The 13,895-nt window shown below is 60.4% G+C and carries 15 protein-coding genes; 11 read left to right on the plus strand and 4 right to left on the minus strand.

What is annotated here, in order from left to right:
* The first annotated feature begins 1 nt into the window (after position 1).
* The 3 genes from FZ934_RS10065 to FZ934_RS10075 all read left to right on the plus strand — a co-directional run bounded on the left by FZ934_RS10065 (position 2) and on the right by FZ934_RS10075 (position 3,191).
* Positions 2-1,168, plus strand: coding sequence for an MFS transporter (locus tag FZ934_RS10065; RefSeq protein ID WP_153270955.1), 1,167 nt, complete (start codon positions 2-4; stop codon positions 1,166-1,168).
* 27 nt (positions 1,169-1,195) lie between these two features.
* Positions 1,196-2,317, plus strand: a complete 1,122-nt coding sequence (locus tag FZ934_RS10070; protein ID WP_153270956.1) for an alkene reductase — start codon at positions 1,196-1,198, stop codon at positions 2,315-2,317.
* A 76-nt stretch (positions 2,318-2,393) separates the two neighbouring features.
* Entirely contained in the window at positions 2,394-3,191 is a 798-nt protein-coding gene (locus FZ934_RS10075) for an aminoglycoside phosphotransferase family protein (RefSeq protein WP_153270957.1), read from the plus strand.
* A gap of 6 nt (positions 3,192-3,197) precedes the next feature.
* On the opposite strand, the gene FZ934_RS10080 is transcribed toward FZ934_RS10075, so the two are convergent.
* A complete protein-coding gene (locus FZ934_RS10080; RefSeq protein WP_153270958.1) occupies positions 3,198-4,193 on the minus strand; it encodes an NAD-dependent epimerase/dehydratase family protein in 996 nt (331 codons plus the stop codon).
* Between the two features lie 91 nt (positions 4,194-4,284).
* On the opposite strand from FZ934_RS10080, the gene FZ934_RS10085 reads away from it, so the two are divergent.
* A complete protein-coding gene (locus FZ934_RS10085; protein ID WP_153270959.1) occupies positions 4,285-5,214 on the plus strand; it encodes a LysR family transcriptional regulator in 930 nt (309 codons plus the stop codon).
* Positions 5,215-5,221: 7 nt separating this feature from the next.
* Here the strand turns inward: FZ934_RS10085 and FZ934_RS10090 are convergent, their stop codons facing one another.
* On the minus strand, positions 5,222-5,503 hold the full coding sequence (locus tag FZ934_RS10090; RefSeq protein ID WP_153270960.1) for a DUF2188 domain-containing protein: 282 nt from the start codon (positions 5,501-5,503) through the stop codon (positions 5,222-5,224).
* Between the two features lie 228 nt (positions 5,504-5,731).
* On the opposite strand from FZ934_RS10090, the gene FZ934_RS10095 reads away from it, so the two are divergent.
* Positions 5,732-6,829: a calcium:proton antiporter gene (locus FZ934_RS10095; RefSeq protein ID WP_153270961.1), complete on the plus strand. Its 1,098-nt coding sequence runs from the start codon at positions 5,732-5,734 to the stop codon at positions 6,827-6,829.
* 7 nt (positions 6,830-6,836) lie between these two features.
* Here the strand turns inward: FZ934_RS10095 and FZ934_RS10100 are convergent, their stop codons facing one another.
* Together FZ934_RS10100 and FZ934_RS10105 are read right to left on the minus strand one after the other, a co-directional pair.
* Positions 6,837-7,991 carry a GGDEF domain-containing protein gene (locus FZ934_RS10100; RefSeq protein WP_153270962.1) on the minus strand — a complete coding sequence of 385 codons (1,155 nt, stop codon included), beginning with the start codon at positions 7,989-7,991 and terminating at the stop codon, positions 6,837-6,839.
* Positions 7,992-8,124: 133 nt separating this feature from the next.
* Complete coding sequence (locus FZ934_RS10105; protein ID WP_153270963.1) at positions 8,125-9,327, minus strand: pyridoxal phosphate-dependent aminotransferase; 1,203 nt, start codon at positions 9,325-9,327, stop codon at positions 8,125-8,127.
* Between the two features lie 375 nt (positions 9,328-9,702).
* On the opposite strand from FZ934_RS10105, the gene FZ934_RS10110 reads away from it, so the two are divergent.
* The 6 genes from FZ934_RS10110 (at position 9,703) to FZ934_RS10135 (ending at position 13,870) form a co-directional block, all read left to right on the plus strand.
* Positions 9,703-10,107: a hypothetical protein gene (locus FZ934_RS10110; protein ID WP_153270964.1), complete on the plus strand. Its 405-nt coding sequence runs from the start codon at positions 9,703-9,705 to the stop codon at positions 10,105-10,107.
* Positions 10,107-10,433, plus strand: a complete 327-nt coding sequence (locus FZ934_RS10115; protein ID WP_153270965.1) for a sortase — start codon at positions 10,107-10,109, stop codon at positions 10,431-10,433. The genes FZ934_RS10110 and FZ934_RS10115 overlap by 1 nt, the downstream gene beginning before the upstream one ends.
* 57 nt (positions 10,434-10,490) lie before the next feature.
* A complete protein-coding gene (locus tag FZ934_RS10120) occupies positions 10,491-11,633 on the plus strand; it encodes a PQQ-dependent sugar dehydrogenase (protein WP_153270966.1) in 1,143 nt (380 codons plus the stop codon).
* A gap of 85 nt (positions 11,634-11,718) precedes the next feature.
* On the plus strand, positions 11,719-12,633 hold the full coding sequence (locus FZ934_RS10125) for a DMT family transporter (RefSeq protein WP_153270967.1): 915 nt from the start codon (positions 11,719-11,721) through the stop codon (positions 12,631-12,633).
* A gap of 464 nt (positions 12,634-13,097) precedes the next feature.
* The gene (locus tag FZ934_RS10130; protein WP_007824341.1) at positions 13,098-13,313 is read left to right on the plus strand and encodes a cold-shock protein; all 216 of its coding nucleotides are present in this window, start codon (positions 13,098-13,100) and stop codon (positions 13,311-13,313) included.
* Positions 13,314-13,456: 143 nt separating this feature from the next.
* Positions 13,457-13,870 carry a BA14K family protein gene (locus FZ934_RS10135; RefSeq protein WP_153270968.1) on the plus strand — a complete coding sequence of 138 codons (414 nt, stop codon included), beginning with the start codon at positions 13,457-13,459 and terminating at the stop codon, positions 13,868-13,870.
* The last annotated feature ends 25 nt before the right edge of the window (positions 13,871-13,895 follow it).

Below are 13,895 nucleotides of genomic sequence, written 5' to 3' on the forward strand. Positions count from 1 at the left end.
GATGCCTATTGCTCTTCTCGTTCTCGCCCTGAGCTCATTTGCGATCGGCACCACCGAATTCGTCATCATGGGCCTCCTGCCGGAGGTCGCCTCCGATCTCGCCGTCTCCATTCCGCAGGCCGGCTGGCTGGTGACGGGATACGCGCTCGCGGTCGCCATCGGCGCCCCGATCATGGCGGTATCGACCTCGCGCCTGAAGCGCCGTACGGCGCTGATCAGCCTGATGGGCTTCTTCATCATAGGCAATCTGCTCTGCGCGATCTCTCCAAACTACTGGGTGCTGATGGTTGCCCGCATCGTAACCGCGCTTTGCCACGGCGCCTTCTTCGGCATTGGCTCGGTGGTCGCGGCAAATTTGGTGACGCCCGACCGTAAGGCCAGCGCCGTCGCGCTGATGTTCACCGGCCTGACGCTCGCCAACGTTCTTGGCGTGCCGCTTGGAACCGCCATCGGCCAGGCCTACGGCTGGCGCTCCACCTTCGCGATCGTCACCGTTATCGGCATCGTCACTATTGTCGGCCTGATCGCGGTGCTTCCGAAGGACAGCCAGGAACAGCAGGGAAGCCTGCGCAGCGAAATCGCTGCCCTCAGAAATGCGCGCCTTTGGCTCGCCCTATCAACGACGGTGTTCTTCGCCGCATCGATGTTTGCTCTCTTCACCTATATTGCACCGCTCCTGCGCGACGTGACCGGCCTGACGCCTGATGGCGTGACCTGGACGCTCTTCCTGATCGGCCTCGGCCTGACGATCGGCAATCTGGTCGGCGGCAAGCTTGCGGACTGGAAGCTAGGCCCGACGCTCGCGGTTATGTTCGGCCTGATCGCGCTGACGTCCATCGCCTTCAGCATCACGATGCGCTCGCTTATCCCGACTGAGATCACCTTGTTCCTGTGGGCAATGGCCACTTTTGCCGCAGTGCCAGCCCTGCAGGTCGGTGTTGTCCGCTTCGGCAAGAATGCGCCGAACCTTGTCTCGACGATCAACATCGGCGCCTTCAACACAGGCAACGCGCTCGGCGCCTGGGCAGGCGGAATGGTCATCGATGCAGGTTTCGAGATGACCCGCGTTCCCCTCGCTGCGGCATTGATGGCCCTGCTCGGCCTCGGCGCAACCGCCCTCACCTATCTTTCCACCGAAGAGCAGCCAGACCCTGCTCTGGCCGAATGACCTCTTAAACTCAGAGAAAGGACTCCCATGAGCAAGCTTTTCGAACCGACGCAGGTTGGCGACCTGACGCTCAAGAACCATATCGTCATGGCGCCGCTGACGCGCAATCGTTCGCCCGGAGCCGTTCCGAACGACCTGAATGTCGAATATTATCGCCAGCGCGCGACCGCCGGCCTTATCATCACCGAGGCCACCGCGATCACCCATCAGGGTCAGGGCTACGCAGACGTTCCCGGTCTCTATTCGAAGGAAGCCATCGCCGGCTGGAAGCGCGTGACGGACGCCGTGCACGAGCAGGGCGGCAAGATCGTCGTCCAGATGTGGCACGTGGGCCGCATCTCTCATGACACGCTGCAGCCGAATGGCGGCAAGCCGGTCTCCTCGACGAACAAGGTTGCCAAGTCCAAGACCTATCTGGTCAACCCCGACGGCAGCGGCGCATTCGCACCGACGTCCGAGCCCCGTGCACTTGAGACCGCCGAAATCGCGGGTATCGTCGAGGACTACCGCAAGGCAGCCCGCGCAGCAATCGAGGCAGGCTTCGACGGCGTCGAGATCCACGCGGCAAACGGCTATCTGATCGACCAGTTCCTGCGCAGCGGCATCAACGATCGCACCGATCAGTACGGCGGCTCCATCGAGAACCGTGCCCGCTTCCTGTTCCAGGTCGTCGATGCGATCACCGAGGAAATCGGCGCGCGCCGCACCGGCATCCGCATTTCGCCCGTCACCCCCGCCAACGATTCGGCCGACACCGATCCGCAGCCGATCTTCACCTATGTCGTCGAGGGACTGGCCAAGTACGATCTGTCCTACATCCACATCATCGAAGGCGCGACGGGCGGCGATCGCAACTACCAGCAGGGGGAAAAGCCCTTCGACTACAAGGCGCTGCGTACGGCCTACGAAAAGGCTGGCGGCAAGGCGAGCTGGATGGTCAACAACGGCTACGATCGTCAGATGGCGATCGACGTTGTCGAAAGCGGCGAAGCCGATCTCGTCGCCTTCGGCAAGCCTTTCATCTCCAACCCCGATCTCGTCCAGCGTCTGAAGGACAATGCGCCCCTCGCAGGGCTCGATCAGGCAACGCTCTACGGCGGTGGATCGACGGGCTACGTCGACTATCCTGCCCTCGAAAAGGCAGCCTGAGCCTTTCAGGTTAAGTAACGGAAATCCCGCCATTTGGCGGGATTTCTTTTTCCGGCAAGGCCGCTACGATCGGCCGATGTTTCAAACCTACCTGGACCGCTGGCATCTCGTGCCAGACGGCGACCCCATTGTCACCCATTCCAGCAATCTCCTTCCCGTCATTTGGCAGGACCAGCCGGCAATCCTGAAGATCGCTCACGACGCCTCGGAGATGGCAGGCGGTCAACTGATGCAATGGTGGGATGGCAACGGCGCGGCGACGGTCTTTGCCTGCAGCGACGAGGCCGTGTTGCTGGAAAGAGCGCCGGGCACCAGGTCGCTTCTGACCATGGCGATGCACGGCGAGGACGACGAAGCAAGCCGCATCATCTGCGCCACTGTTGCAAAGCTTCACGCGCCACGCAGCAAACCTAACCCGCCGCTGATCGAACTTCATGAATGGTTTCGAGCACTCGCACCGGCAGCGCAAACCTATGGCGGCATACTCTCCGATTGCGACAGGATCGCCGCAGCCCTGCTGTCCGCCCCTCGCGGCAGGACGGTTCTCCATGGCGATATCCATCATTCGAACATCCTGGATTTCGGCACCCATGGCTGGCGTGCGATCGACCCCAAGGCTCTCTTTGGAGAACGCGGCTACGATTATGCCAATATCTTCGCCAATCACGATCTCGCGGCCATAACGGACAGAAACAGGCTGCGCCGACAGCTTGGCATCGTATCGGCTGCGACAAATCTCGACACCCGACGCCTTCTGCAATGGATCGCAGCCTATTCCGGGCTTTCCGCAGCCTGGTTTCTCGGAGACGGCGCAACGCTCTCGGCAGAAGCGCCCCTCGCCGTCGCCCGCATCGCCGTCGCCGAACTGGGTTGACGCCGATCAGGCGGGCTTCGCCGACAACGACCGCTGTTGCGCCTGACCGACACATCCAAGCGATGTCAGAGACACCAGCACAGCCTGATCGATCGGCGTATGCGGCTCGCTTCCAAGTGTGGCGACGAGACGGGCGTTGGTCATGCGCAGCGGCTCACGCCAGAGATAACGCATTTCCAGCACCTCACGCATGAACCTGTTGAAGGGTGCTGCGAGCGGCACGACCCACCACGGAAACGAGCGGATCTTCGCGTGGCGTCCCACAACGCGCCGGATCGCCTCGGCCATCTGACGACCGTCGGCATCCCAAAGGCCGTCCATATGGTAGACCGCAAAGGCCGGTAGCTCCTCACGCATTTCCACCAGACGCACCATCGTTTCGGCGACATCAGGCAGGTAAGCCCATTGGTGACCGACACCGCGCGCCGCGGGATTCCATATCGTCTTCACCGGTTTCCCCTGCTTGATCATCCCCTGGGCAAACCAGTTGTTCCCCGCGCCGGGGCCAAAATAATCCCCAGCACGCACGATGATGACACCGACGCCATCGCGCGACGCAGCAGCCAGGCGCTTCTCCATCTCCACGCGGACTGCGCCCTTCTTCGTCACCGGATGCTGCGGGCTCTCTTCGCGAAGAAGCGGAAAAGCATCCGGGCCGAAATTGTAGATGGTGCCGGGCAGGACGATGGATGCGGAGACGGCCTTTGCCGCCGCGATCGTATTGTCGAGCATGGGCAGAACGAGCGTTTCCCAATCGCGGTAGCCCGGCGGGTTGACAGCATGAACGATGATGTCGGCTCCTTCTGCTGCCGCCCGAACGTCCGTCGCGCGCATCGCGTCGCCACGCAGCCATTCAAACGCGTTGCCGCTGCGGCCGGCATCTGCATTCCGGCTCAATGCCCGAACATGCCATCCCCTTGACGCCAGCACCTGCGCAACCGCGCCGCCAATGCCTCCCGTTGCACCCAGCACCAGTGCGATCCGCTTACTTTCCATGCTCATGAGAGCCTCCATCGTTTCGATGGAGAGACTGTGCAGCAACATAACGCCAAACAAAATTGACTAAATTCATATCACAGATATACATATTTTTATGACTCAAGAGCCGAATTGGGATTACTACCGAACGCTTCTCGCCGTGCTGCGCCACGGTTCGCTCTCTGCGGCCGCGCGCGAGATCGGCCTGACGCAGCCGACGGTCGGACGTCACATCGACGCCCTCGAGGAAACGATGGGAGCCCAACTCTTCATCCGCTCGCCAAACGGGCTGTTGCCGACGGACGCAGCCCGGGACCTGCAGCCCTACGCGGAAACCCTGTTCTCAACAGCCGCGGCGCTTCTGCGGACCGCGACGGGCGAACGCGATCGCATTTCCGGCGCCGTTCGCATCAGCGCCAGCGAAGTCATCGCCGTGGAAGTGCTGCCATCCATTCTTGCGCCTTTGATGGAAGAACACCCTGCCCTGCGGATTGAAATCTCGGCGTCCGACGACGTCGAGGACCTGCTGCACAGGGAGGCGGACATCGCGGTACGGATGACGCAGCCGACGCAAGACGCGCTCATTGCAAAGCGCATCGGAAACATCCCGCTTGGCTTCCATGCACATCGACAATATCTTGAACGGAATGGCACGCCGCAGGCGATGGAGGATCTCGCCGGGCATCGGATCATCGGTTACGACAAGCAGACCGCCTATATCAGGGCGATGCTGGAGCGCTTCCCGATCCCTGATGACATCGCCTTCGGTTTCAAGGCGGACAACCCGCTCGCGCAGCTCGCCGCGATAAGGGCTGGGCTCGGTATCGGAATTTGCCAGACCGGCCTCGGACGTCGCGATCCCGGCCTCGTTCACATCCTGGCCAACGCCTTCGAAATTCAGCTGGAAACCTGGGTGGTCATGCACGAGGGCATCAGGACCTCGTTGCGATACCGCGCAACATTCGATGCACTGGTGAACGGCCTGACAGACTACGTCAGGAAAGAAACTTCCGGACCTTCACAAAGAGCGGATATGCCATCCTAGGCACACCTTAGACACGTGGAGATGCATCCGACGAACGCGTCCGCCAGTTGCCGTCGACCACTTCGGTCTCCGGTCGGTCGCCACCCTCGGCATACTCCTCATGCCATCGGCCGTTCTCGTCCTGCCAGCTGATCTCCGACGAGTCGCCGCCGACCTGCTGCTCGGCTGCCACGATACGGGCCGCCTCGATAGCTTCGGCATGCGTCGGGAACGCTTCGGAATAGACATTGCCCAGCCGGTAGGCCCAGCCTCCGTCATGCGGAACGACTTCGTAGACCACCTTGATCATGCATCTCACTCCTTCTTGTTTACGCACCCGAAACCGACCGGACTAATCCAGTTCCGCCGCGGGCCGTTGGGCAAGAAAAACGAGGGCGCCGCGATATGCTTCCGGCTGACCGATGCGTTAGTATTCCATTAAATCGGCGAGACTGCAAACTGCGGCCCCAACGCCGTCACTTGATATGCAAAATCATTGCCTTAGACTTATTTTGTGAATCACCACGGGAGCCCGGCATTGGCAATCGCGTCACGTCTGAAAGACGAGAAATATCTTGTGCTGGCGCTTCTCGTCGGCATCGCGGCTTACGCCTCGGAGCACACCATCATGGCGATGGGGCGTGGACCGGCGCTTGTTGCGGCGACCGCCCTCGTCGCGACCATCGTGCTTGCCTCGATGAGGGTGGCGCATCATGCCGAACTGCTCGCGATCAAGGTCGGCGACCCCTACGGCACGATGATCCTCACGCTGTCCGCGGTTGCCGTCGAGGTCATCATCCTCGCGATCATGATGAGCGGGGAGAGTTCGCCAACCCTCGTGCGCGACACGATCTACGCTGCCCTGATGCTGGATATAAACGGGATTCTCGGGCTCGCCGCCCTGCTCGGCGGCCTGAAGCACGGCGAGCAGCCGTACAACGACAACTCCGGAAAGACCTATGGCGTCATGATCCTGACGGCCATGGGCATTTCGATGATCGTTCCGGAATTCGTTCCGGACGACAAATGGCACTATTATTCCGCGTTCACGATCGTCGCGATGATCGCGCTTTATGGTCTGTTCCTGCGCATGCAGGTCGGCCAGCACAGTTACTTCTTCAGCTACAGCTATCCGCGTCCTGAAAAACGCAAGGACGCCTCGGATACCGACCATGGCGAGGGCTCCACGGCCGGATCCATTCTGGTGATCCTGATAGGCGTGGTGCTGATCGGCCTGCTGGCCGAGTTCATGTCCAGTTTCATGAACGAGGGCTTGAAGGATCTTGGCGCTCCGGTCGCCCTAACCGCGATCGTCGTCGCCGCGATATCGGCCGCACCGGAGATCCTGACCGCCTTGCGGGCCGCGCTGCGCAACCGAATGCAGGCGACGGTCAATATCGCGATGGGCGCATCACTCTCGACGGTCATTCTGACCGTGCCCGTCATGGAAGGCATTGCGCTCTACACCGGGCAGCCCTTCGTCATGGCGATGACGCCGGTTCAAACCGTGATGGTAACGATCACGCTGATTGCAGCGGCAATCAATCTGAACGACGGGGAAACGAATGCGATCGAAGGAATGACCCACTTCATCCTCTTCACGACGTTCCTGATGCTGACATTCCTCGGCCTCTGACGGATCGTCACGCAGCGACGCGAATGCTTGGCTCGAACAGAACGGCACGATCGCGGCCGGAATCCTTTGCCGCGTAAAGTGCTGCATCCGCCATCTTGAAGAGATCGGCCAGCGAGCATTGCGGCTGCGTGACCGCAGCGACACCGATACTCACAGTCAGCGGTATCCGTTCACCGCAATGCTCGACGATGAGATCGCGCACGACGTTGCGCAGCCTTTCGCCCATGGCACGCGCGTCACTTGCCGCGATCCTCGACAGGTACAGCCCGAACTCCTCACCGCCCAACCGACCGAAGCTCGCACCAGACGGCAGATTGCGGCTGATCGCTTCCGCAAAGGACACAAGAACCGCATCACCGGCATCATGGCCGAAGCGATCGTTCACCTGCTTGAAGAAATCGAGATCCATCAACAGCAATGCGTTGCCTTCGACCGCGGTGCGCGGCAGGCGCGACATGAACCAGCGCCGGTTGCCGATACCCGTCAGCATGTCCGTGTCGGCGAGGCACCGCAATTCCGCTTCGGTTCGCTCGGTGACGATAATGACCACGAACAGCGCAACTCCGAACTGGCACATGATGCGCAGGAAGAATGCCCATATCGGCGTCATCGGCGCGATGTCGGGAGCAAGCAGACCGAGGATCACAAGAAGGGCCAAGAGCGCCCCGAGTCCAATCGAGATGGCCAGAAGAAACCGCGCCGGCAAGCGCTCCTGCGCGCGATCCTTCAGCACACTGATGGCCGATGCCGCAAGCGACGAGAAGGCAAGTCCATTGCCGACACTGCCGCGCACATGACTGACGAGATGAAACTCCGTTGTGAACGCAAGCGTCGCCACAACGGCCGGAATGGCAAGAGCCCACCAATCCATCCGCCGCAGCCTGCCGCTGCTCAATCTGCGAACACCGATCCAGAATAGCGCGTACCCTGTGGCGCCCAGGATAACGCTGCCGGATCCCCAAACAGCAACCGTCAAAAGATGCTGCTCGCCCAAGCCGGCAAGCGACGATGCCAAAGCCAGCGAGAAATACCCGGCTGCGAGCGCCCCCAGCCCTTCGCCGCCGCGTGACTGAAGACGCATATAGACAAAGCACAGCGCCCCCACCAGGAAGGAGCATTGGTGCAGCAGCAGAACGGTCGCCAGGTCGAGATGAACAGTCATAGGCCATCACAGTAAGAGGATTTGCGGGCGACTGATAAGCGACAGTTATTAGCGAAGATTAAATTGCCAACCTGCAAAAAAGAACCCGCCGTTTCCGGCGGGTTCCTGTTCGATAACGAGTAGGATCAGACGCTTACTTGCAGGCGCCGCAGAAGCGCTGGATGCGCTTGCAGGCTTCCTCGAGCAGAGCTTCCGACGTCGCGTAGGAAATGCGGAAGTTCGGGCCAAGGCCGAAGGCCGAGCCATGAACGACGGCGACGCCTTCGGTCTCCAGCAGTTCCGAAACGAAGTCTTCGTCGGTCTCGATGACCTTGCCCGACGGAGCCGTCTTGCCGATCAGGCCGGCGCAGGACGGATAGACGTAGAACGCGCCTTCCGGCGACGGGCACGTGATCCCCTTGGCCTGGTTCAGCATCGACACGACGAGGTCGCGGCGACCTTCGAAGATCTTCTTGTTTTCAGGAATGAAGTCCTGCGTGCCGTTCAGTGCCTCGACAGCGGCCCACTGGGCGATCGAGGTCGCACCCGAGGTCTGCTGGCCCTGGATCATGTCCATGGCCTTGATCAGCTGGATCGGGCCGGCTGCATAGCCGATACGCCAGCCGGTCATCGCATAGGCCTTGGAGACGCCGTTCATGGTGAGCGTGCGATCATAGAGCTTCGGCTCGACTTCGACAGGCGTGACGAACTTGAAGTCGCCGTAGGTCAGGTGCTCGTACATGTCGTCGGTCAGCACCCAGACATGCGGATGCTTCAGCAGCACGTCGGTCAGAGCCTTCAGCTCGTCATGCGTATAGGCGGCGCCCGACGGGTTTGACGGCGAGTTGAAGATGAACCACTTGGTCTTCGGCGTGATCGCCTTGTCGAGATCGGCAGCCTGGAGCTTGAAGTTGTTTTCCTGCGTCGCCGAAACGATGACGGGCGTGCCGCCGCAGAGCGACACCATCTCCGGGTAGGATACCCAGTACGGTGCAGGGATAACGACTTCGTCGCCGGGGTTCAGCGTCGCCATGAAGGCGTTGAAGAGGATCTGCTTGCCGCCGGTCCCGACAATCGTCTGCTCCCAGGAGTACTCCAGGCCGTTCTCGCGCTTGAACTTCGCGGCGATCGCCTTGCGCAGTTCAGGGATACCGGAGACCGGCGTGTACTTCGTCTCGCCGCGGTTGATCGCGTCGATGGCGGCCTTCTTGATATTGTCGGGCGTATCGAAATCCGGCTCGCCGGCGCCCAACCCGATTACGTCGCGCCCTTTCGCTTTCAGCTCGCGCGCTTTCTGGGAAACGGCGATGGTGGCTGAAGGCTTCACACGGGAAAGAGCATCGGCAAGAAAGGCCATGATATCGGTCCTATACGGTTGATTTTAGCAGACGGCCGGGGCCAAAAATCTGCGCTAAGGTCTATGTCCAATGTAAACAGGCTTTTCAAGGCCAAACGCGTGATGGGGCCAATGATTCTTCGTGATCAGTCGGCCCCCGTCGTGCTGGCGATTCGCCGCACATGCGCATGATCGTCGTTGAATCAGCGTCTGAAGCACTTGAATCGGTTTCTGAAGAGCGCCGGATTTGTATCCTAAAATCAACAGTTTCGAGATAACCGGCCTTTGCCATGAATTGGCCGCAACAAATACCGCGGCATGCCGCAATTCGGACGTGAGCGCGCCGCCATCACAATCGCATCCTTAGGCATGGGCACTGGTTATTGAGGGCATACCATGTTTCTGAACGACGAATTGGCCGCTGGCCGCCTGCGCGCAAGACGGGTTTGCATTTCGCTGATGGTTGCGGTTGTCGCCGTGACGGCATCGCTGGTCACGACCTTCAGTCTGGTGACGGCAGCCTATGCAGGCGAACTGCCGCGGACTGAACTGAGGGCAATGACTGCCGATTTCAACACCGCCCTCCATGGTTCAAAGCCTGTGCTCAAGATCGCGTCCACCGAGAATGTCCATACGGACAAGCAGCTGCTCGCCGCCTCTGCCGCCGCAACCTTCCAGTCGCAGGCCGATCAGCAGATCCTGCACGGCCTGACCGCGCTAATGCTTGCCTTGACCGCAATCAGCGGAATGGCCGTCTGGCGCCGCCGCCTCCACGGGCTGTTCTCCGGGGAGCATGCGTGATGACGGCGAAGCAGAACGCGCGCATTCGCGATGAGGACGAGTTCGGCCCCCTGCCGACATATCTCGAGCTGGCGATGGCAACCGCCGCCGCCAATGTCCACGATCCCGCTCAGGCACGGAGCGGCCGCTGGTCACTCGCACGTCTGACGAAGATCGAGAAAGCGGTCGCAAGCGTTATCGCGATGCTCATCATCTACGGCCTGCTTCTGATCGGCCACGGTCTCTACCTGAAAACCGCCTCTGAGTTTTCGCATATCCCTTTGAAGTGGCCTTCGGTCTCGGGACTGAGCCATGAGAACACAAAGCCGTTATCGCGCGCCTCGTAGGGGTTGAAGCGTTCCGGATGCCGCGCCACGTTCAGGAAAACGAGGACGAGGCCGCCTATGAAGCAACTTCAGAGACTTAACTTCGCATTGGCGCTTTCCGTCGCTGCCCTACTCTCCTCCTCCGCACTTGCCGCCGACACCGTTGAGACCAAGAAGGTCGCCGTCCAGGTCGAAACCATAGCCACTGGTCTCGAACACCCTTGGGCCGTCGCGGTTCTTCCTGATGGTGCTTACCTCGTCACCGAACGCCCCGGCAGGATGCGGATCGTCCGAGACGGCAAGGCCTCCGATCCGATATCAGGCGTGCCGAAGGTGCATGACGCAGGTCAGGGCGGCCTGTTTGACGTCGAGCTCGCCCCTGATTTCAACGTCAGCCGAACACTCTACTTTACCGCCGCCACGACAGGCAAAGGCGGATCCGGCACCGAGGCTTTCCGAGCCAAGCTCTCGACCGACGGAACGAAGCTTGAAGACGTCACCTCCATTTTCAGGATGAACCGCTATACCAGCGGCAACATCCAGTACGGCTCGCGCATCGCGATTGCTCCGGACGGCTCCCTCTTCGTCAGCATCGGCGATCGCGGCGACCGGGATCGCTCTCAGGACTGGAAGGACGATGCCGGCGCGATCATCCACATCAACGCCGACGGCACGATCCCCGCCGACAATCCGTTCAAGGACGGCAGCAAAGCCCTGCCTGAAATCTGGTCGAAGGGGCACCGCAATCCCCAGGGCATCACCTTCGATGGTGCCGACGGCAAGCTCTACACCGTCGAGCACGGCGCACGCGGCGGCGATGAAATCAACCTGATAGAGCCCGGCAAGAATTACGGCTGGCCGATCATCACCTATGGCCGCGACTACTCGGGAGCCGAGATCGGCGAAGGCACCTCCAAGCAGGGGCTGGAACAACCTCTGTATTACTGGGATCCTTCGATCGCACCGGGTGCCGTCGCGATCTACCGGGGAAAGATGTTTCCCGAGTGGGAAGGCGATTTCCTTGTCGCCGCGCTGAAATTCCAGCTTCTGTCGCGCATGCAACGGGACACCGAAGGCGCCTTCGTCGCGGAGGAAAGAATGTTCGACGGCGCTTACGGTCGCATGCGCGACGTCGTGGTCGCGCCGGATGGCGCGTTGCTGATCGTCACCGACGAAGACGATGGCACACTGCTGCGCGTTTCGCGAGCTCCCACGGGATGATTGCCCGTCTCCTGCCCTTGCCCAAACGAAAGGCAACTGTTAACGCTCGCCGACAACAAGCCGTTTCCCCCCATTCGAGGATGACATGACGCGCATTCAGGCGAACCTACTTCTGTTGCTTGCGGCAGCGATCTGGGGTGGCGGCTTCGTTGCGCAGTCGACGGCGATGAAGGCGATCGGTCCGTTCTGGTTCATCGGCCTGCGCTTCGTCATCGCGGCGATGGCGGTCTTGCCCTTCGCGCTGATGGAAAGCCGCAAGGCTACAGTCAAAACCACGCCTCGCCATTTCAAGCTTTATCTTCTGACCGGCCTTGCCCTTTTTGGCGGCGCGGCCACCCAGCAGTTGGGCCTGCAGACGACAACGGTAACGAATTCCAGCTTCATCACGGGCCTTTACGTTGTTTTCGTCCCGCTCATCGCTGTCGTCTTTCTCCGTCGCACGCCACACTGGGTCATTTGGCCGGGTTCGCTGATGGCATTGACGGGGATCTACCTGCTGTCGGGCGGAGAACTGTCCGCTCTGTCGACCGGCGATCTCCTCACGGTCGTATGCGCGGTATTCTGGGCTTGCCAGATCACGCTTGCCGGCATCGCCGTTTCGGAAACCGAGCGTCCGCTTGCCCTTTCGACCGCCCAATTCGCGATAACAGGCCTCTGCGCCCTCGCCATTGCGCTCGTGCACGAGCCGATCAGCTGGGACGCCATCTTCGGCGCGGCTCCGGAAATTCTCTACGTCGGCCTTTTCTCATCAGGCATCGCCTTCTCCCTGCAGATCATCGGCCAGCGATACACCACATCGTCGCAAGCCGCGATCTTCCTGTCCTCGGAAGCGCTCTTCGGCGCATCGCTCGGCGCGCTCCTGCTGAACGAGACCATGCGCCCGCTCGGTTACGTGGGATGCGCGTTAATGTTTTTCGCCATGCTTGTGGTTGAGCTGGTGCCGGAACTGGCGCGCCGACGTGCCACAAATCGCCTTTCAGCAAGCCCAAAATTGGGTTGAAAGCGAAAAATTTAAGAAAATGCTAACGCGAGGCAGATCGCGTTAGCGTTGCATTTTTGGGAAAATCTGCCCCGAAACTATATTGCCGACGATATAAAACCGTCCGCCGCAACGTCCGAAGAGCTTTTTTTTGCGCAAAACGCATCTTGAAGCAGCTTTGCGCGTGCCGCGAGGCACTGCCGTAAAAAAAACTTTTACTTGCCAAATTCTAATAATCGCAGCACTCTCACTGCGTTCGGGCATTTTGCGAGCATGGGAAGTCCTTAATAATGTGCGCGCCGGAGACGCTAATATTCCGGTCGGTCGGTTCCGATAAAGTGAGCGAAAGTCTCGCAGTGAGCCTGATTGAGATAGAGGGGACCTTTTTCTCACAATTCAATAATTGCCTGCCAAGCGTCTCCGTGAGGAGGCAAAGTGTAATGCTGCCCGTGTGGATGGTGGGCAGAGATAAAAGGACCTGACGCATGGCCGAGACTGGCACTGTAAAATTCTTCAATACCGACAAGGGCTTCGGCTTCATTAAGCCGGACAAGGGCGGCGCCGACATCTTTGTTCACATTTCTGCCGTGCAGGCTTCGGGCCTCGCCGGACTGACGGAAAACCAGAAGGTAAGCTTCGACACGGAGCCGGACCGCCGCGGCAAGGGCCCTAAGGCTGTAAACCTGCAAATCTCAGGTTGAGCCTCCAGCCAAAGCTGTCAATTCGAGTTGAAGCCCGGCAGGAATGCCGGGTTTTGTTGTTCAGCCTGTATTCACACGCCGGCCCCTACGTTGCCATCATCACAGCGTAACACCGGTGATCGGACTAAACAGGACAGAACACGATGAACAGCCTCGCTAAAACCCTCTTTCTGACGGCAACAGCCGCTGCGATCACCTTTTCCTCGATCGCTACGGCCTCCGCTGACGATTGGCGCTACCGCCATCATCACAACGACGATGCGCTGGTAGGCGGTGCCGTCGGCCTCGCGACTGGCCTGATCGTCGGATCGGCTATCGCCAGCGCGCCGCGCTACGATGAACCGCGCTACATCGACCCGCCTTATGAGTATGAGGATGCGCCCGTCTACCGCGCCCCTCCTCCGCGCTACTATCGCCCGGTGCCTGTTCGCGCTGAGATCGAACCTTGGACGCCGCAGTGGGAACGTTATTGCTCCTATCGCTACCGCACGTTCGATCCGGGCAGCGGCACCTTTATCGGCAATGACGGCCGCAGCCACTTCTGCGTCGCCAGCTGATTGCCAGCATCTATCCGAATTGACA

This window comes from Rhizobium grahamii (assembly GCF_009498215.1).
Classification (GTDB): Bacteria; Pseudomonadota; Alphaproteobacteria; order Rhizobiales; family Rhizobiaceae; genus Rhizobium; species Rhizobium grahamii_A.